Source organism: Microcoleus sp. M2_D5 (assembly GCF_036701935.1).
In the GTDB taxonomy this organism is placed as follows: Bacteria; Cyanobacteriota; Cyanobacteriia; order Cyanobacteriales; family Microcoleaceae; genus Microcoleus.
On the sequence record NZ_JAUBRP010000016.1, the window covers coordinates 74,708 to 92,903 of the forward strand.

17 protein-coding genes are annotated in these 18,196 nt (G+C 46.8%); 10 read left to right on the top strand and 7 right to left on the bottom strand.

Features of this window, described 5'->3' with window-relative positions:
* The first annotated feature begins 311 nt into the window (after positions 1 to 311).
* From QUA50_RS09490 to QUA50_RS09510, 5 genes are all read left to right on the top strand, one after another.
* On the top strand, positions 312 to 1,427 hold the full coding sequence (locus tag QUA50_RS09490) for an HlyD family efflux transporter periplasmic adaptor subunit (protein ID WP_333263245.1): 1,116 nt from the start codon (positions 312 to 314) through the stop codon (positions 1,425 to 1,427).
* Positions 1,428 to 1,662: 235 nt separating this feature from the next.
* On the top strand, positions 1,663 to 2,673 hold the full coding sequence (gene trpS, locus QUA50_RS09495) for a tryptophan--tRNA ligase (protein WP_333263248.1): 1,011 nt from the start codon (positions 1,663 to 1,665) through the stop codon (positions 2,671 to 2,673).
* Between the two features lie 124 nt (positions 2,674 to 2,797).
* Positions 2,798 to 3,688: a methylenetetrahydrofolate reductase gene (locus tag QUA50_RS09500; protein WP_333263251.1), complete on the top strand. Its 891-nt coding sequence runs from the start codon at positions 2,798 to 2,800 to the stop codon at positions 3,686 to 3,688.
* 112 nt (positions 3,689 to 3,800) lie between these two features.
* Complete coding sequence (locus tag QUA50_RS09505; protein ID WP_333263253.1) at positions 3,801 to 4,400, top strand: Uma2 family endonuclease; 600 nt, start codon at positions 3,801 to 3,803, stop codon at positions 4,398 to 4,400.
* 62 nt (positions 4,401 to 4,462) lie between these two features.
* Entirely contained in the window at positions 4,463 to 6,109 is a 1,647-nt protein-coding gene (locus QUA50_RS09510) for a mucoidy inhibitor MuiA family protein (RefSeq protein WP_333263256.1), read from the top strand.
* Between the two features lie 90 nt (positions 6,110 to 6,199).
* Here QUA50_RS09510 and QUA50_RS09515 read toward each other — a convergent pair whose 3' ends face one another.
* From QUA50_RS09515 to QUA50_RS09530, 4 genes are all read right to left on the bottom strand, one after another.
* The gene (locus tag QUA50_RS09515; protein ID WP_333263309.1) at positions 6,200 to 6,691 is read right to left on the bottom strand and encodes a YajQ family cyclic di-GMP-binding protein; all 492 of its coding nucleotides are present in this window, start codon (positions 6,689 to 6,691) and stop codon (positions 6,200 to 6,202) included.
* 124 nt (positions 6,692 to 6,815) lie between these two features.
* Positions 6,816 to 7,232 (bottom strand): MAPEG family protein, encoded by a 417-nt coding sequence (locus QUA50_RS09520; RefSeq protein WP_333263312.1) that lies wholly within the window; start codon positions 7,230 to 7,232, stop codon positions 6,816 to 6,818.
* Between the two features lie 15 nt (positions 7,233 to 7,247).
* Complete coding sequence (locus QUA50_RS09525) at positions 7,248 to 7,751, bottom strand: DNA recombination-mediator protein A (protein ID WP_190744281.1); 504 nt, start codon at positions 7,749 to 7,751, stop codon at positions 7,248 to 7,250.
* A gap of 245 nt (positions 7,752 to 7,996) precedes the next feature.
* Positions 7,997 to 9,094 carry a phosphotransacetylase family protein gene (locus QUA50_RS09530; RefSeq protein ID WP_333263259.1) on the bottom strand — a complete coding sequence of 366 codons (1,098 nt, stop codon included), beginning with the start codon at positions 9,092 to 9,094 and terminating at the stop codon, positions 7,997 to 7,999.
* A gap of 694 nt (positions 9,095 to 9,788) precedes the next feature.
* On the opposite strand from QUA50_RS09530, the gene QUA50_RS09535 reads away from it, so the two are divergent.
* On the top strand, positions 9,789 to 10,163 hold the full coding sequence (locus QUA50_RS09535) for a hypothetical protein (protein ID WP_333298658.1): 375 nt from the start codon (positions 9,789 to 9,791) through the stop codon (positions 10,161 to 10,163).
* Positions 10,164 to 10,569: 406 nt separating this feature from the next.
* Here the strand turns inward: QUA50_RS09535 and ebsA are convergent, their stop codons facing one another.
* Both ebsA and QUA50_RS09545 read right to left on the bottom strand, forming a co-directional pair.
* On the bottom strand, positions 10,570 to 10,944 hold the full coding sequence (gene ebsA / locus QUA50_RS09540; protein ID WP_190737140.1) for a type IV pilus biogenesis protein EbsA: 375 nt from the start codon (positions 10,942 to 10,944) through the stop codon (positions 10,570 to 10,572).
* A 124-nt stretch (positions 10,945 to 11,068) separates the two neighbouring features.
* On the bottom strand, positions 11,069 to 11,305 hold the full coding sequence (locus QUA50_RS09545; RefSeq protein ID WP_333298660.1) for a hypothetical protein: 237 nt from the start codon (positions 11,303 to 11,305) through the stop codon (positions 11,069 to 11,071).
* Positions 11,306 to 11,334: 29 nt separating this feature from the next.
* Here QUA50_RS09545 and QUA50_RS09550 point away from each other — a divergent pair, with 29 nt between their 5' ends.
* The 4 genes from QUA50_RS09550 to QUA50_RS09565 all read left to right on the top strand — a co-directional run bounded on the left by QUA50_RS09550 (position 11,335) and on the right by QUA50_RS09565 (position 16,992).
* Positions 11,335 to 12,852 (top strand): glycosyltransferase family 2 protein, encoded by a 1,518-nt coding sequence (locus QUA50_RS09550; RefSeq protein WP_333263262.1) that lies wholly within the window; start codon positions 11,335 to 11,337, stop codon positions 12,850 to 12,852.
* Between the two features lie 338 nt (positions 12,853 to 13,190).
* A complete protein-coding gene (locus QUA50_RS09555) occupies positions 13,191 to 14,420 on the top strand; it encodes a succinate--CoA ligase subunit beta (RefSeq protein ID WP_333263264.1) in 1,230 nt (409 codons plus the stop codon).
* Between the two features lie 331 nt (positions 14,421 to 14,751).
* Positions 14,752 to 16,023, top strand: coding sequence for an RNA-guided endonuclease IscB (gene iscB / locus QUA50_RS09560; protein WP_333263267.1), 1,272 nt, complete (start codon positions 14,752 to 14,754; stop codon positions 16,021 to 16,023).
* Between the two features lie 72 nt (positions 16,024 to 16,095).
* Positions 16,096 to 16,992 (top strand): CoA-binding protein, encoded by an 897-nt coding sequence (locus QUA50_RS09565; protein WP_333263269.1) that lies wholly within the window; start codon positions 16,096 to 16,098, stop codon positions 16,990 to 16,992.
* Positions 16,993 to 17,298: 306 nt separating this feature from the next.
* On the opposite strand, the gene QUA50_RS09570 is transcribed toward QUA50_RS09565, so the two are convergent.
* A complete protein-coding gene (locus QUA50_RS09570; protein ID WP_333263272.1) occupies positions 17,299 to 18,000 on the bottom strand; it encodes an alpha/beta hydrolase in 702 nt (233 codons plus the stop codon).
* Between the last annotated feature and the right edge of the window lie 196 nt (positions 18,001 to 18,196).

An 18,196-nucleotide genomic window follows, 5' to 3' on the forward strand; every position in this document is an offset into this window, starting at 1 on the left:
AAATCGAAAATTCTCAAGAAAGAGCATTTATCTCGCGCAAGTCAATCCAAAATCTAAAATCTAAAATCTAAACTCGAATGACTGTAGCCCTCTGGCTTCACTCCTCTTGATATTTGGCGAAGTTTGTGGGTGGGAACGGCAAAGCTGTGCGGATTTTTACCTTTACCCTGTGAATTTTGATTTAGACTTCTAAACCTATTCTTGGTTTCCGGAAAGGTGAGAGTAAAGGTGACAAAACAAATCAGCGATCTCTGCCTCTCCCCCAACTCAAAACTCCAAACTCCAAACTATTCCCCTCTCCCCCAGCCGCCATGTCTCTCACTCCCGAAGCCACACCCGCTGAAACCTTTGATAACGACCAGTTTTTGCCCCCTGTCAGCCACTGGACGACTTTGGGGGGCATTTTGATGGTGGCGACCTTTGGCGGGGCGATCGCCCTTGCTAGCGTCACCAAATACAGCGCTACAGTCAAAGCAGATGCGATCGTCCGTCCAGCCGGAGAAGTGCGCCTCGTGCAAGCCGCCACCGAAGGAACCGTCGAAAGCATTGCTGTCAGCGAGAATCAGACAGTAAAAGAAGGAGATGCGATCGCAGTTGTAGACGCTTCGCGTTTGGGCGCTCAAAAAAAACAGTTAGAAGAAATAATTAATCAGTCTCAAACCACAGCACTGCAAATCAACCAGCAACTGCGCGACTTAGAAAATCAAATTTTGGCCAGCGCCCAATTTAAAAGCATCCAAAGTGAAAGTTCCGCCCAACAGGAATTAATCGAATCAGCTTTAGTAAAAATCGCCACACCGCTGCCGGATGTCGCCGAAAGACTGGGCCGAAGTCGGCGGGTTTTGCTCGTCAAGGAATCGTCCCTTCAACAACAATTAATTCAAGCTAAAAAAGAACTAAATCAAATTGAGTTAAAACTCGAAAATAGCGTAATCCGCGCCCCCGCTGATGGTACAATTCTCAGATTGGAAGTACGAAATACTGGTCAAACCGTACAAGCCGGCAGCGCGATCGCCCAAATCGTCCCCAGCGATGTACCCCTGGTAGTCAAAGCCAAGGTGGCATCCCAAGACATCGCCCGCATCCAAATCGGCCAACCCGTACAGATCAGGATTTCGGCTTTGCCTTTCCCCGATTACGGCACATTAAAAGGAACTGTCAGCGAAATTGCCCCAGATGCGATCGCCACTCAAAATCCGGCTAATAATTTAGGTACAGCTTATTACGAAGTGGCAATTAAGCCCGAACAAACTTATTTAACAAAACTCAAATCCGCCCACGGCCAATTCTTCGGAAACTCCCAGGCAAATGTCCCCCGCCAGTATTCGATTCAATCGGGAATGGAAGGCAGAGCCGATATTATTACTGGCGAAGAAACTGTTCTGACATTTGTTTTGCGTAAAGCAAGGTTGCTGACAGATTGGTAATCGAAATTAGTCATAGGGCATAAGGCATAGGGCATAGGGCATTGGGTAGGAGCCTAATCAAAAAAAATGCTTTGTGGAACGGGCTTCTAGCCCGTTGCTAATCCCTACCCCAAAATTATGTCTTGTGGAACGGGCTTCTAGCCCGTTGCTAATGGCCATCGCCAAAAAATCAAAGGATCTTAAATCAAAATAACGTGTCAATATAGAAATGTGAGTTCAATTCTATTCTTTCCTCATGGGCAAACAGCGCGTTCTTTCAGGAGTTCAGCCAACAGGCAATCTTCACCTCGGCAATTATCTCGGTGCCATTCGCAACTGGGTAGAAAATCAAAGTCAGTACGAAAATTACTTCTGCGTAGTCGATTTGCACGCAATTACCGCACCGCACAATCCAGCAACTCTAGCCTCCGACACTTACACGATCGCGGCACTGTATTTAGCTTGCGGCATCGATTTAGAATATTCTACTATTTTCGTGCAATCCCACGTCTCGGCGCACACAGAACTAGCATGGCTGCTCAACTGTATTACGCCGATTAACTGGCTCGAAGATATGATTCAGTTTAAAGAAAAAGCAGTTAAACAAGGTGAAAATGTCAACGCCGGTTTGCTAAATTATCCCGTGTTAATGGCAGCAGACATTTTGCTTTACGATGCCGACAAAGTGCCAGTGGGAGAAGACCAAAAACAGCATTTGGAACTCACCCGCGATATTGTCATCAGATTAAATCACCAATTCGGCACACCCGAAAAGCCAGTCTTGAAACTTCCCGAACCCTTAATTCGGACTGACGGTGCGAGGGTGATGAGTTTGACAGATGGCACGCGCAAAATGTCGAAATCTGACCCTTCCGAACAAAGTCGAATTAATTTATTGGATTCGCCAGATACGATCGCCAAAAAAATTAAGCGCTGCAAAACAGATGCCGTGCGGGGTTTGACTTTTGACGACCCAGATCGCCCCGAAGCTAGAAATTTGCTGACACTTTATCTCCTGCTTTCCGGCAAATCTAAGGAAGAAGTAGCAGCGGAGTGTGAAAATATGGGTTGGGGAGAATTTAAACCCTTGCTGACAGAGACGACAATTAATGCGCTCAAACCAATTCAGGATAAATACAAGGAAATAATGGACGATCCGGGATATTTAGAGTCTGTACTGCGTCGCGGAAGAGAACAAGCAGAAGCTATTGCCAATCAAACTCTAACTAAGGTTAAGACAGCTTTCGGTTATTCTTTACCTGTTTAGTGGTTTGTGGTTAGTTGTTATTGGTTACTGGTTAAGAATAACAACTGCCAACTGCCAACTAACAACTGCCAACTGTCAACTGTCAACTGTAAAATAACAAATAACCAATAACAGACAAATAATCATGAACCGTTTTCGCACAGCCTGCACCACCCCCGGAGAATTTATAATTACCGCCGAAGTTGCCCCGCCAAAAGGTGGCGACATGACTCACACAATTCAAATGGCCCAACGCCTCAAAAACAGAGTGCACGCCATTAATATCACCGACGGGAGTCGCGCAGTGATGCGAATGTGTCCCCTAGCAGTTTCGGCGATTTTAGTGCAGCACGGAATTGAGCCAATTTGTCAAGTTGCTTGTCGCGATCGCAATCTAATTGGCTTGCAAGCGGATCTCATGGGAGCCCACGCTTTAGGCATTCGCAATGTATTAGCACTGACAGGCGATCCCGTCAAAGCCGGCGACCATCCTAAAGCAAAAAGTGTATTCGATTTGGAATCAGTTCGGCTGTTGCAAGTCATTCAAAAAATGAACGGCGGCCAAGACTGGAATGACAAACCTTTAACAGACGGAGTTACCGATTTATTTGTCGGTGCTGCAGTCGATCCGCAATGCCCCAGTTGGTCTGGTTTGCAAAGTCGATTTGAGAAAAAAGTAGAGGCTGGAGCGCAATTTTTTCAAAGTCAATTAATTACAGACTTTGAACTTTTAGATAAGTTTATGCACAATATTGCTGCTGGCTGCAACAAACCAATTTTAGCAGGAATCTTTCTGTTTAAATCAGCTAAAAATGCTGAATTTATTAAAAAATACGTGCCGGGAGTTCACATCCCACAAGAGACTATCGACCGTTTGGCTAAAGCTCCAGAACCATTGCAGGAAGGCATAAAAATTGCTGCTGAACAAGTTAAGCTAGCGCGGCAGATTTGTCAAGGAGTTCACATGATGGCAGTCAAACGAGAAGATTTAATTCCTCAAATTTTGGATTTGGCAGGAATCGAGCCGCTGAGCTAAGATTATACGTAGGGGCGGGTTTTACCCACTATCAATTCCTAAAACTAACGATTTCGCAAAATCGTAAACCCGCCCATCCCGCGCTACCCATTTGAACATCAACAGGACAGTCATGGTTCAAACTATAGACAATCCAACAACTTCTCCTGCCGCCGAACAGCGTTTCACTTGGCGCGGTTTGACATGGCATCAATTCAAGGCAATTCAAGCTGGCTTTGAGGATGTGGCGAATGTACGCTTATTTTATTGTGAGGGAGTTTTAGAAATTGTGGGAATTAGTAAACCTCACGAGGCAACTAGATGTCTGATTGCAGCGCTACTGATAAATTTTTTTCAATTTAATAGAATACAATTTTTTCCGAGTGGCAGTTACAGTCAAATTGTTGAGGGGAAAGTCGAGTATCAGGCAGATTTGTCTTATTGTTTCGGAACAGATAAAGATGTTCCCGATTTGTGTATTGAGGTAGTCATTACTAGCGGTAGTCCGATTAAACTTCAGAAATACCGACTGATGGGAGTCCGGGAAGTCTGGTTTTGGGAAGATGGCACTTTAGAGCTTTACCATCTACGAGAGGAAGGTTACGATCGCATTGCTAGCAGCGAAATACTGCCGGAGTTAGACTTGTGTTTGCTCAAACGCTGCATTTTGTTTGCTTCGCCTTTGGATGCGCTTGAAGAGTTTTCTAGAGGAATGGGCGATCGGCAAAATTGATCTATAAACTACTTTGCAAAATGCACGCTCGACTAAACGCTTATTAATAGGAGCAACTGGCAATGACTGACTCAGAAATCCTTAATTCTGATACCATCAAAACACTAGAAACTAGCATATCAGAAGTTACAGTTTACACCGATCGCGCTTTGGTGACGCGCCGCGGTACAGTCGCTTTGACGGGAAACGAACGAGAATTGGCGATCGCCTCGGTTCCCGCAACCCTCGAAACAGAGTCAGTCAGGGCCACCGGTGCGGGTACAGTTGCAGTGCGATTGCTGGGAGTGCGAACCGAAACAGTGTTTAGCAGCGAACCAGTGGGCGATCGCACTGCCGAATTAACCCAACAAATCCAGGAGTTACAAACCCAAAAACGGGCAATTAACGACAAAATAACCGCCCGAAAAATTCAGCTCAAATTTGTTGAAGGTTTGAGCGAAAAAAGCGTCGGTTTCTTTTCCAGCAGCATCGCCAAACAGCAGGTAGGTTTAAACGAAACTGGCGAATTGCTCAACTTTTTAGGAACTAATTACCTAAAATATGTAAGTGCGATCGCCCAGCACGAAAGACAACAGCACGAATTAGACAAGCAAATAGAAGCTTTGCAGCAGCAGTTGTGGCAAGTACAAACTCCCCATTCCCAGCAGAGTTTTAACATCATTGTCGCCGTAGAACCCAGCGGCAGCGGCAATTTTGAACTAGAAGTTTCCTATGTAGTCATGCGAGCCCGTTGGACTCCCCTTTACGACTTGCGAGTCAACACTACCAACAACCAAATTAATCTCAATTACCTAGCCGAAGTCAATCAAAATACAGGCGAAGATTGGACGGGAGTAGGGCTTACTTTATCTACAGCCAAACCCGGAATGGGAATGCTACCCCCCAAATTAGAATCCTGGTATATCGATATTCTTCGCTCAAAATCGCCTCCAGCAGAATTTCACAGAGCGGGAATGACAAGAAGTATGGCATCATACGATTCTAAATCAGGTGCAAAAGAAGTAGCATTAGCCATGATGACTGAGCCTAGTGTTTCTGCAGCACCCGAACCCATAGAAGCTCAAACCGCCACAGCCCAAATATCGAGAGAAGGAGGCACTATCACATTTCAAGTCGGCGGAAATACTAATATTCCTAGCGACGGCACACCGCACAAAGTCACGATTTTTAGCGAAAATAATCCCTTTAAACCTGAATATATTGCCGTCCCGCGATTAGTCAGTTTTGCCTATTTGCAAGCAGTTGTGGTGAATCCGCTGACAGGTGCAACTCTGCTTCCCGGTAAAGCAAATATCTTTCGCGACAACACTTTTGTCGGCAGTGTGCAGTTAGAAAATGTTTCCCCCGGCCAAGAATATAAACTGAATTTAGGAATAGATGAAGGGCTAAAAATAGAGCGGGAATTAGTAGAAAGACAAGTAGATAAAAAACTGATCGGTCAGCAGAGGCGCACGAGTTACGCTTATCGCTTAAATGTGACAAACTTGCATCAGGTGCAGGTACACCTGACACTACAAGAGCAATTGCCAGTCAGCCGCAATGAACAAATTAAAGTGCGATCGACTCTCACTAATCCGAAGATAGTAGCAGGTGAAATGGGACTGCTGGAATGGATAATGTCTCTGCCAGCGCAAGCAAAGCAAGAGTTATATTATCAATTTGTTGTCGAACATCCTCCCGACTTAACAGTCACGGGTTTAGATATTTAATATTAAGTAGGTAAAAAGTTGTTTCTAATCAGGACTTTAGTCCTTATTCGCCAGAACTATGAGGACTGAAGTCCCGATAAACTATCAAATTTACCTGTAATTGGTAAACTGCAAAGCCATCGGATAATCTTCTTGCTTCAACCGTTGAATTACCAACTGCAAATCATCCTTATCCTTAGCCGAAACGCGCACTGCATCACCTTGAATCGAGCCTTGAATCTTTTTAAACTCATCTCGAATTAATTTAGTGATTTTCTTGGCAATTTCCTGGTCAATCCCTTTTTTCAGTTTGATTTCTTGGCGTACTCTAGTACCACTAGCAGCTTCAATTTTCCCATAATCAAAAATCTTCAGAGACAAATTGCGCTTGGCGGCTTTCGTTTGCAAAACAGTGTGAATTGCGTCGAGAGTAAATTCGCTGTCCGTATTGACAGTAATGGATTCTGCGCCCAATTCTAGAGTGGTTTTGGTATCTTTCAAGTCGTAACGGCTTTGAATTTCTCGCGTTGTTTGGTCAACAGCATTGACTAACTCTTGCCGATCGAACTCGCTGACAATATCAAATGAATAGCTACCTGCCATAAAATTATAATTGGTAATGGGGCATTGGGCATTGGGCATTGGGCATTGGCAAAACAGGGCATTGGGCATTAACAACTAACCAATAACCAATAACCAATAACCAATAACCAATGAATACTGAAAATTAGCCGTTAACAGCCATCAAACTGAAATAGAATAAAGAAACAGTGCAAGAAGAACTAATCGCAAACATGAGCGATCGCCCCAGCGGTATATTCAGGATATAGAAAACCGAAAACAACAACCGGGCGATCGTAAAAGCGATCGCAGCCCAACCCGCGAGTTCCGAATCTACCCCCGTCACAAAAGCCATCAAAGCCGCCGCTGAAAACAGCATAAACGTCTCAAACGAATTTTGGTGAGCCCAAGTTGCCCGCTGAGCGTAAGCAGGCAACCTATCAAACATAGCGCGGGGGGCTGCTTGGTCGTAGCCTAGCTGCAAGCGGGCGAACGCCACCACCAAAAACGGTGCGTAAACCAGCGCTGCAGCTGCAGCAATACAATCAAGCAGAATAACCGACACAGGCAATCCCAAGAGCATCATCCGCCTCGCATTTCAATCAAAATAGAACAGAGTAACCACCTTGCGCTGTTCCTCCGCATCCTGGCAAGTTTTCAGCAAAGTGTGGCTTTCGTGAAAAGCAAAACAGATCAGTTGCTGGCAGCGAGAAATAATCTCCTGATTGCACATGGCGCTTGCTTCCGGGAGAGACAAGCTATCATTTTTGGGATTTTCTACCAAATGTATCACTTGTTCGAGTTGGTCGCGAGACTCCCGGGGCTGGCGACTCATACTTTGTGGCAAAATCACTGTCAGCAGATTAGGATCTGCTCGCATGGCCCCCCGAATTGCCGCTGAATTGGTGCCTGTAGCGCCAGAAGTGATGAGCTGATTGCCTCCCAGAACTATGGCGTAGCTCAGCATCTCAATTAGCTGCTGGTGGGTAATAGGAACGTGGCGAGAACCCAAAAGAGCAATCCGCTTGGAGCCGGTTTGCTGGATCGCCGCAAGTTCTTGTAAAAAATCATCTACTCTGGGTAGCTCAATTGATTGACTCAAAGAATTTATTAAATTAAATAAAACTACGTTGTGGATTTTAGCAGACTCACTAGCCATTGCCACCAAAAAGAAGTTAAGAATTGCTGATTTGCCCGATCGGACTAGAGGAGCGGGAGAGTTGAGGAAGCCAGAGCTCAAGGTAGAATTCAAGAAAAATTGAGAATTTAAGAATTTTACCTTTTTATTTATTTAAACAAAAAGTTCTCTCTGCCGAATACCTTCTTCCCTCAGCTCCGGCTCTCTTCTTAATGGACTAGATCGCCCAGGCCCAAGGATGCCATCATGCCATCCAAGTCAAAGTGTTCTGCCATTAGCTGAGTAACGCATTCCACCTTGATCGGTTCGTGCAGGCGCACGCTGCCAAAGGTGCTGTCGATAATTTCTACCGTGGTTAAGGTATCCAAATCAACAGACAAAACCGGAATTTCCATTTCTTCTGCCCTGCCAATCACTAGGGGAGAAGGAGGCAAGTGGCCTGTCAAAATTAAGCACTGAGTCGAGCTCTCCAGAGCCGCTAGCTGAATGTCCGTGCGATCGCCCCCCGTCACCACCGCCATATTTCTCGCTTTGCGGAAATACTTCATAGCCGAACTAACATTCATCGCGCCAATTGTCAAGGTTTCCACCATCAAGTCCAAACGGTCAGGACGGCACAGCACATCAGCTTTCAATTGGTGCACCAATTCTTTGACGCTGACACTTCGCAGCAAAGCACTTCTCGGCAGCATTCCCAAAACTGGAATACCCGCAGCCTCCAGAAAAGGCCGCACAGTCGCCGTTACCGATTCGAGTTTGTCCGAGGGAACGTCATTGAGTACCACGCCCAGCAACCGCGAACCCAAACGCTGTTTAGCCGACAGCAAATCGTCTACATACAGATCGATCGGGCGGGCTACCAACAGCACAGAGGCATCAATTGCCTCAGCGACTTGAGCCAAAGACAAGTCAAACAGACTCCCTTCCTCCAAATTAGCTGGGCCTTCTAACAGCGCCAAGTCTCCGCTGGGAGCTTGCAAATATTGCGCTAAAGACTGGAGGTAATCTGTCTTGTCTTCTCCCCGCAAACGCTTGTGAACCGTCTCTTCATCCAAATACAGCAGTGTTGACGGCATCTGACTTTCTGAGAGATTCAGCGTCTCTACGGCGAACCGCACGTCTTCGTCCTCTATCCCAGCTCCTGGCGAGCTCAAACAGGTTCCCAGAGGTTTGCCGTAGGCGACGGCCAGTCCTTTTCCCCGGAGTCCGAGTGCCATCCCTAGGGCGATGGCAGACTTGCCACTGTAAGCTTTTGTGGAACCGATCAGCAAATATTTAGTCAATTTGGGTACGCCTTCAATCCTCAATGTGCACCTGTCTATTTCAATAAATTTAGTTTTTCAACAGTATTTTTGAACTGAGCCTCAGTTTAGCAATACTATATTATACTCGATTTTGTCGCTTTTGGGCAGATTGTTTTTTAGCGAAAAATTTTTATTTACCTGTTCGCAACCATTTTCTTCCCATTCTTTTTACTTGATTTTGGAAAATCTGTTTTTAAATTATTTGTTTTTCCAGCAGCTTTTTATAAAATTTTATAGCTCAAAACCACTTGGAAAACAAACTTCAATTATCAAGTTTTTGCCCTACTTTTTCGCACTCCAAAAGATTAAACTTAATTTTATAAATATTAAAAAATGAGACGGATAAACGTGCATTTTTACGGCGAAATATGTATAGACATAGGTGATTAATTTTTTGTTTGGTGTATATACGTCATAAATAATTTGTTATTTTTTTACCCCCTACCCTTGGTAATGGAGGCTGAAGTGGGGTAAAAAAACTCTCATTTGTGATTTTTATAATATAGGTAGTTTGTAGGAATAAACCTTGGTAATTGCCTGCTCATTTTTGTATACAATCGAAAATCGATAGGTATTATTTATTATTAGTGGGAGTAACCGCGTTTAAACCGATCGGTGGCACTGCGAGCAATAAGCTGCTTAGAATCGGAATTCTAGTTTCTAAGGAATGAGAATTAAATAACTTCCACTCTTGAAAGTGGGATGGGCGTCCCGCCCGTCTTTTAAGCACGGGCGGGACGGCCATCCCACAATAACAATTAAAATTGTAAGTTATTTAATTCGCGATCCTAAACACATAAATTGTCGGGCGGCGCGGGCTGGAATTTCGGCAGCCTTTAGGCTGATTGCGATGCTAGCCCAATGGCAGTTTAAGGGCTGTATATTGATTTTCCTTGCCTCTACAGCGCTTTCCTCTCAGCTACCGAGTCGCAAAATTGGAACGAAATCGGACGGCGCGATTCGCCTCACGGCGATAGCTTCGCTCGCGCGTACTCGCGCAGCACCAATCGATGTCCGAAATAGGCTTTTGCGCTTGTCCCACAACAAATACAGCAGTTTTCAATTGGATTAAATACAGGTAGGGACTCAGGTTTTGCCTAAGTTCCTACGCAAAATCTGTATCGCGCTCAACTGAAAACTGCTGTAGATTTACTTTAGCAATGGGATAAGTGCTGACCCCCAAAGGGATTATTGAGAATGATCCAAGAACTCACTTACTCTTTCCGCTTTTCAACTAGAGCTGGCGCACAAATCATGTAATGTTGCCACCGTCGCTCTACACTATTGGTGCTGCAGTTATAGCGCCAGTCAATCGATTTTAGATTTTAGATTGAAGAAAGCAACCCCACTGATAAATCCGGGGGCTGGCGATGGGGAGCGAGGAGCTTTTTTCTCGATCCGCGAATCAATTCGGAGGCCCCGGACTAAATTGCTCGATCGTCAATTGCGGACTTTCGAGAGTGCTGCTGCGGTGAAAGTTATTCATCCATTCGCATCAGCTTGCGGTAAAACGTTTTAGAAAAATCGACGGTACGAGTTCGCTGAAAAGTCAGGAGAACCTCAATTAAGCAACTAACAAACTCAGAGCTTTGCATAGTCACTTCGTAGCTGAGTTCAGCATTGCCGTCAAACAACACGCGACAGCGGGTTAAGTCGATCGGCAGCGAGGAGATATTCCAACTAGCGACAAACGGCACGCTCTCCCCGCCGTCAATTTTTCTTGCCCCCTCCAAGGTTTTGAGCTTGTAGAGGCCAATAGCGTGCGGCAAAAACTTGCGCCTGGGCTCTTGACAGAAAGGCGCGTAGACTTTCACTTCTTTGTCATCGGCTGGCTTGAGTTGAGGAATAGACATATTTCCACCTCAGACAATTATTACTAACAGATAGTTTAGATCCCCAGAAAAAACTAGCAGATATTCCTGGTCGATCGCAAGCAAAAGTCAGTCGATTTTAGATTTTAGATTTTAGATTTTAGATTTACAGCACAAAAGATGAATCTGCCAGCAAGAAGGGGAGTTTAAAATTTGGGGTGGCGAACAACTGAAGTCTGGAGGCTTGCATCCATTTGCGGGTAAAGCCAAATAGTTTATCCAGTATGCAGTGCCGGTTTACCAGGGCCGTACCAGCAACAGGTTCTCCTGCGGTGCCCTGCAAGCGCCTGCTTTCGACAAAAGCCCAGAAACTGATACAGTAGATGCTTATATCTAAAATCAAAAACTATTGGTGGTTGAATCAAGTAACCTATGCAGGAGAGTTCTTGGCCAGAAAACGACGCTCGCAGCGAGCTTAACTTGGACATCTCTGATTTAGCTCAAGAAGAGCTCAAGAGTTTGACCTCGCACTCGAAGCTCAGCAAAGTATTTGCTATACCAGACATGGGCGACAGGGTGTTTGACGCGGAAACAAAAGCAGAGCTCCCGGTTGCGGTTTCTGTGCCGGGAACTCCCTCTTTTCCTCAAAATCTGTACCGGGGAAGGCGCGGAAAAGCCGCCGCAGTGCTGACTGCGATTTGGGCCGGCACGATCGCCCTGCACTTGATTTCTTGGGGTGCGTGGGTAGTGTGGGGGTTGACGGGACTGCTGTGGATGCAAGCATTTCGAGTGTTGTTTGCCGAACCCAAGCCCGCACTGCCGCCTCTTGCCGATGAAAATCGAGAGGATTGGCCTTACGTGTCGCTGCTGGTGGCGGCGAAAAATGAGGAAGCGGTGATTGCCCGATTCGTAGAATCCATCTGCAATGTAGATTATCCGATCGACCGCTACGAAGTTTGGGCGATCGACGATCACAGCAGCGACGCCACGCCGCTAGTATTGGAACAGCTAACCAAAAAGTACCCCCAGCTCAAAGTATTTCGCAGAGGAGCAAATGCCAGCGGCGGCAAGTCTGGAGCACTCAATCAAGTGTTGCCCCTGACTCGCGGGGAATTTGTGGGAATATTTGACGCCGACGCGACGGTAACGCCGGATTTGCTGCGCCTGGTGCTGCCGGTGTTCGATGGAGAAAAGGTAGGGGCTGTGCAAGTCAGAAAAGCCATCGCCAATGCTGCGGTAAATTTTTGGACTCGCGGCCAAGAAGCAGAAATGGCTCTCGACAGTTTTTTCCAGCAGCAGCGGATTGCGATCGGCGGCATTGGAGAATTGCGCGGTAACGGCCAATTCATGCGCCGCACCGCCTTGGAAAGCTGCGGAGGCTGGAACGAGGAGACGATTACCGACGACCTGGATTTGACGGTGAGGCTGCACCTAAACCGATGGGACATTGAATTTCTCGCTTTCCCAGCCGTGTCAGAAGAAGGAGTCACTAACGCTCGCGCTCTGTGGCACCAGCGCAATCGCTGGGCAGAAGGTGGCTATCAGCGTTATCTTGACTACTGGCGGCTAATTTTGCGAAACCGCATGGGAACTGGGAAAACTTGGGATTTATTTGGATTTTGGGTATCTCAATATTTCTTGCCCACAGTAGCCCTACCCGACTTTGTGATGTCAATTGCGCTGCGCCGGATGCCGATCGCCAGTCCCATAACTTTTATGACCCTTACATTGTCGGTGGTGGGAATGTTTGTCGGTTTGCGCCGCACTCGCAAAGAAACCAAATTTGACGTAAGGCGAGTTTTTGTCACCGGGCTGCAAACGCTGCGGGGTACTGTGTATATGTTCCACTGGCTGCTCGTAGGGACTGTAACGGCTCGGATTGCGGTACGGCCCAAGCGGCTCAAATGGGTCAAAACCGTCCATCAAGGCGCTGTTAATAGCCTCAAGTAAACAATTCGCAGAAATATATCGGCACAGTATGGCCGAAAGTCCGAAGATTTTGCGAGACAAAAAAACACCAACGCTCGCCAAATATCTCCCTGCCAGATCCTAAGAGTAAAATTTGGCAATTTCGAGAAAAAAACACTTTGAAACAGCTTAGGTAATAGGTAATCGGCGAGCGGTAATAGCGAATAAGTAATCGGCCATACAAAAGTCTAAAATTAAAAGATAAAAGCGAGAATTTTTAACTTTTAACTTGACAAAAAACCAATTACTATCTATTAATTATGAATTGCCAATTAGGACGAATTGCTTGTTGCCAACTACCCGTCACCCGTAATTGATAAATGGATTTGTTAGAGTACCAAGCTAAATCATTATTTCGCCAGATGGCAATTCCGATTTTGCCGTCGCAGCGGATTGACAATCCCGCCGACCTCAAAGGACTGAAAATTCCTTACCCCGTTGTACTCAAATCGCAAGTGCGGGCTGGGGGACGGGGCAGGGCGGGCGGTATCAAGTTTGTGGAAAATACGATCGATGCAGTAGCAGCGGCTCAAACAATTTTTAATTTGCCGATCGAGGATGAATATCCCCAAGTCCTGCTGGCAGAAGCAAAGTACAACGCCGACCAAGAATTGTACTTAGCGGTACTCCTAGACCCCGTAGCGCGCCGCCCGGTGCTTCTGGGTTCGAGCCAAGGAGGTATGGATGTCGAAGGGTCGATCGAGCAAATGCAGCAAGTTGCCGTAGATCAAGAATTTTCGCCATTCTATGCGAGGCGTCTCACGCTGAAAATGGGATTGCAGGGAGACTTGATTCAATCGGTGAGCACTATTGTCGAAAAAATGTATCGACTGTTTGTCGAAAAAGATTTAGACCTAGTAGAAATCAATCCTCTCGGCATCAGTCCAAGGGGAGAGGTAATGGCTTTAGACGGTAAAGTCACCGCCAACGACGATGCCTTGGGACGACATCCAGATTTGGCAGCACTCTCGGAGAAGAAGCTCTTGGGCGGGTTGGCACGGGAAAGAAGAAGTCCCCATTCTGGGGGCGATCGCTCCCATTCCCAGTCCAAGGTTCAGCAGTCGCCGGAGTTTGACCCCAAATCTAAATCCCCAATCTCGAATTCCGAATCCCTGCAATTAATCGAACTAGACGGGAATATCGCGATTTTGTGCAACGGAGTGGGCCTGACAATGGCAACTCTAGATGCTGTAACCCACCAAGGAGGAAAACCAGCTAATTTTGTGAATATTGGTTCTCTAGACCGCTACTATGCAGCAAATGCCCTGCGCGATCGCGTGGAGTTGGGTCTGGAGTTAGTCGCTCAGGATAAAAGCGTTAAGGTGATACTTGTAAATATTTTGGGCAGCGCCTCCAAGACCGAGGAAATAATCGCTGCAGTAGCCGGCTATTTGGAACGGAAAGCTCGCGCTAACCGCCACATCCAAGTTGTGCTGCGACTGGTAGAGATCGATGCTGATGCTGTTAAAAAGCGTTTGGGACAGTTGCCGGTGCAGCTAGCTAGCACTTTGGATGAGGCCGCGGCCGCTTCTGTATCATCCGTCAAGTAGCGGCAGTAGACCGGCAAAAAATGAGATTTCTTTACAGATGAAGGCCTTCTGCTTTTTACAGATCGAGTGTCAAGTGGGAAAAAGTCAATCACCCGGCGCTGCTCGGAGTACCGAGACAGCGCGGGCACAGAAATTGCCTAGTTGACCAGTCTAAGTGGTGCGCCCACTACGTTTAAGGTAAGCGTTCAAGTACCTACCAGAAAATGCGTGCTAGTTTTCTGCTCTAGAACTTAAAAGTTAAACAGGTGTAAGGGTTAAGCCAGTGCTTTTAAGATAGTTACCGACCTTAAACATTGACGAAGCAAACATTACCCCGTAAGGGAGGACTTAAATGTCTAATTTGGTTTTTGTACTTGATACCAAAAAACGACCGCTCAATCCAATCCGCCCAGGATTGGCACGTAAATTGCTAACTAATGGCAAAGCTGCTGTCTTCAAAAGGTATCCATTCAACCTAATTCTCAAAGTAGAGGTAACAGTACCGCAAAAACCAATTACTCTCAAAATAGATCCTGGCTCTCGAACTACTGGAATTGCGTTAATACAAGGAGAAAACGTAATCTTTGGTGCAGAGCTAACACACCGAGGACAAGCTATTAAAGCCAGCCTTGAATCTCGCCGTTCATTGCGTAGAGTCAGGAGAAATCGCCATACCCGCTATCGTCGGGCTAGATTCTCAAACAGGACTCGCCCTAAAGGTTGGTTAGCACCAAGTTTGCAACATCGTGTCGAAACAACCCTAACATGGGTGACTAGATTGATTAAACTCGCCCCCATTGCTTCTATTGCTCAAGAGCTTGTCCGATTTGACTTACAGCAATTAGAAAACCCAGAGATTGCTGGAATCGAGTACCAACAAGGCGTTTTGCATGGCTATGAGATCCGCGAGTATTTGTTGAACAAATGGGAGAGAAAATGCGCTTACTGTGGTGAAATAAATACACCATTACAAGTCGATCACATTCATCCCAAAGCCAAAGGCGGAGCTAATCGCATTTCTAATCTTTGCCTTGCTTGCGATGCTTGCAACAAAAAGAAAGGTACTCAAGATGTTGAGCAATTCTTGTCTAAAAAGCCAGAGATTTTGAAGCGGATTCTATCTCAAGCAAAACGTCCGTTAAAAGACGCAGCAGCCGTTAACTCAACTCGTTGGACATTATTTAATCGACTCCGTACAACTGGCTTGCCTGTTTCTACAGGTAGTGGTGGCTTAACGAAGTTCAACCGCATTCAATTAAATTTACCTAAAACTCATTGGCTAGATGCAGCTTGTATCGGAAAGGTTGAGTCATTGAAGATTTTAACAAGCAAGCCACTATCGATCAAAGCAACTGGTCACGGGACACGTCAAATGTGCCGCACTGGTAAATTCGGCTTTCCATCTCGCTATGTTCCCCGGTTTAAGTTTGTTAAAGGTTTTCAAACGGGAGATATTGTCAAAGCGATTGTAACCTCTGGCAAAAAAATTGGTACATACGTTGGACGTGTTGCCGTAAGAACCAGTGGCTCATTCAATATTTCCGCCTCAGAATTAGTGTCAGGGATTAGCCACAAGTATTGTTCAGTTATTCACAGAAAAGATGGTTATTCGTATGCGGCATAAACCTTGCCCCCCTTTTCCTCTCGCCGGTGACCTGGGTACAGGTACAGCGGGAGTCTCCAAGGGGGAAGAAAGATGAATTTAACTCCTGAAAGCAAAGTCCTAGTACAGGGCATTACAGAATCTCCCGCGTCTACCCGCGCCGCCCTGATGATGAAAGCATACGGCACGAATGTAGTCGCCGGTGTCAGTCCCGGTCGGGGGGGGCAGGAAGTGGAGGGAATTCCGATTTTTGATTTGGTAGAACAAGCAGTGGCGGCAGTGGGTCACGTTGACACTGCGGTAATTTTGGTAGATGCTTACTCGGTGCTGGATGCGGCTCTAGAAGCGATCGCCGGAGGAATTCGGCAAATCGCGATCGTTACTGGGGGAGTGCCTCCTCTGGATATGGTTCACTTAGTCAGAAAAGCAGAAGCCACGGAAACTTTGGTAATCGGGCCCAACAGTCCGGGGATTATTGTGCCCGACAAACTGCTGCTGGGAACTCACCCCAAGGAATTTTACACTCCCGGCCCGGTGGGAGTGATCAGCCGCAGCAGCAGTTTGACTTACGAAGTTGCCCTAGAACTGACGGAGGCCCGGTTGGGACAGTCGATGGCGGTTTGTATTGGCTGCGACGCGATTGTCGGTTCTTCTTTTATGCAGTGGCTGCAAATTTTGGACGAAGACGACAGTACGGAAGCGATAGTTTTGGTGGGGGAAGTTGGCGGGTGGAGCGAACAAGCTGCTGCTTCTTACATCGCCTCGGCGATCGACAAACCCGTGGTTGCTTATCTGGCCGGCCGCTACGCTCCCAAGGGCCCGTCTTTGGGCCACGCCGGCATCCTGATCAGTTCTCGCGCGGCTGCCCAGAAAGCCTTTGGAGTTTCGGCCCCAAACAAAATGGCGGCCTTTGAAGAGGCGGACATACCTGTGGCAGCTCGGCCTTCTGAGGTTCCGAAGTTGCTCAAAAAATTGCTCGATAAAAATTGATTGCTTTGGGAGTTTTCACAACAGTCCTAACCGTCTTGGCGGTTGCGATCGGGGTAGGGCGGCAGGGCTGTTTCATTCTATTGTAGGGGCTGCCCCCGTGGCAGCCCCTATATTTGAAACACCGATTCCCTCGTCCGTGGAGGGGGTAGGCACGGGGAGTAGGGGTAGCACTACCCCTACAAAACGATGATTTCCCTGAGAATGAAACAGCCCTGGGTAGGGCGGGGGCAGGTTGGGTCTCAAAAGTGTCTGCAGAATGCCACAACAGCCCCTTCAACCCGCCTTTAGGACAAATTTATAATTTTTTCACCAAAGCCCTCTGACCGGCGTCACAGGCTGCGGTGCGGGTGCTGGCAATGGCGCGGCGCGGCGCGGCGCTGGAGGCGGAGTTGTGGGCTGCACGCTGCGGCGAGGTTCGATCGGACTTTCGGTGGAATTTGTTTCAGTTGTGCGAGTTGTCGATCGCGTCACATCTTGAAGCAGGCTTTGCAGAGTTCCGGCTATACTCTGAACTTTCTGGGCGGCGGTGCGAAGGCTGGCAACATCTACATAAACCTCGTTGAGAGGATACTTTTTCAGAATTTCCAGCAGCGATACCTTACCGTCATCCCCGGATGCCAGGATCACCGCTGCCCGCAAAGCTTTTCCGCTTTCTGTGCGGCGCTGAGTCCGAATTGCTTGACCGATGTCGTCAGTGATTTTTTCTCCTGGGGTGCTGTAAACTACCCTCGCCAGATTAGCAGGCTTTAAACCAATTTCTAAACCCATGAACCCCCGCAGTATTTGCGCGTCCATTTTGGAGAACCGGATAATTTGTTGGAGGGTTGGCGTCGTCGTGCCGTTTTTAGCAAATTCTTCTAAGTCGCTGATGTTGATGGCTTGTCTGATCGGGCCAAATGTGAGGACAACTTTTTCGGCCCCTAATGCTCTACTGCTGCTAGATAATATGCTCCCGCTTGCTCCTAAAAGTAGGGCAATGCCGATCGATACAAATTTTGTTAATTTCATATTCACCGCAACATTAAAATTATTTTTTCGAGATTTGTACATTTTTGTACATTGTACAGTATAGATGCAGCAGTTATATTCTACAAGGTCGCCAGTCTAATTTGTGCCCGCGTCACACCGACAATCTCGACCGAGACTTTTTCTTATCTTGACTTTAAGAATAAGTAACGATCGTCAATTAAATCATTTCCCTTTT

Coding starts and splice junctions, on each gene's coding strand:
- QUA50_RS09510 (WP_333263256.1), top strand. CDS start 4,463: ATGACTGACTCAGAAATCCTTAATTCTGATACCATCAAAACACTAGAA.
- iscB (WP_333263267.1), top strand. CDS start 14,752: ATGTCTAATTTGGTTTTTGTACTTGATACCAAAAAACGACCGCTCAAT.
- QUA50_RS09500 (WP_333263251.1), top strand. CDS start 2,798: ATGAACCGTTTTCGCACAGCCTGCACCACCCCCGGAGAATTTATAATT.
- trpS (WP_333263248.1), top strand. CDS start 1,663: ATGGGCAAACAGCGCGTTCTTTCAGGAGTTCAGCCAACAGGCAATCTT.
- ebsA (WP_190737140.1), bottom strand. CDS start 10,944: ATGTCTATTCCTCAACTCAAGCCAGCCGATGACAAAGAAGTGAAAGTC.
- QUA50_RS09570 (WP_333263272.1), bottom strand. CDS start 18,000: ATGAAATTAACAAAATTTGTATCGATCGGCATTGCCCTACTTTTAGGA.
- QUA50_RS09565 (WP_333263269.1), top strand. CDS start 16,096: ATGAATTTAACTCCTGAAAGCAAAGTCCTAGTACAGGGCATTACAGAA.
- QUA50_RS09505 (WP_333263253.1), top strand. CDS start 3,801: ATGGTTCAAACTATAGACAATCCAACAACTTCTCCTGCCGCCGAACAG.
- QUA50_RS09490 (WP_333263245.1), top strand. CDS start 312: ATGTCTCTCACTCCCGAAGCCACACCCGCTGAAACCTTTGATAACGAC.
- QUA50_RS09550 (WP_333263262.1), top strand. CDS start 11,335: ATGCAGGAGAGTTCTTGGCCAGAAAACGACGCTCGCAGCGAGCTTAAC.
- QUA50_RS09520 (WP_333263312.1), bottom strand. CDS start 7,232: ATGCTCTTGGGATTGCCTGTGTCGGTTATTCTGCTTGATTGTATTGCT.
- QUA50_RS09555 (WP_333263264.1), top strand. CDS start 13,191: ATGGATTTGTTAGAGTACCAAGCTAAATCATTATTTCGCCAGATGGCA.
- QUA50_RS09515 (WP_333263309.1), bottom strand. CDS start 6,691: ATGGCAGGTAGCTATTCATTTGATATTGTCAGCGAGTTCGATCGGCAA.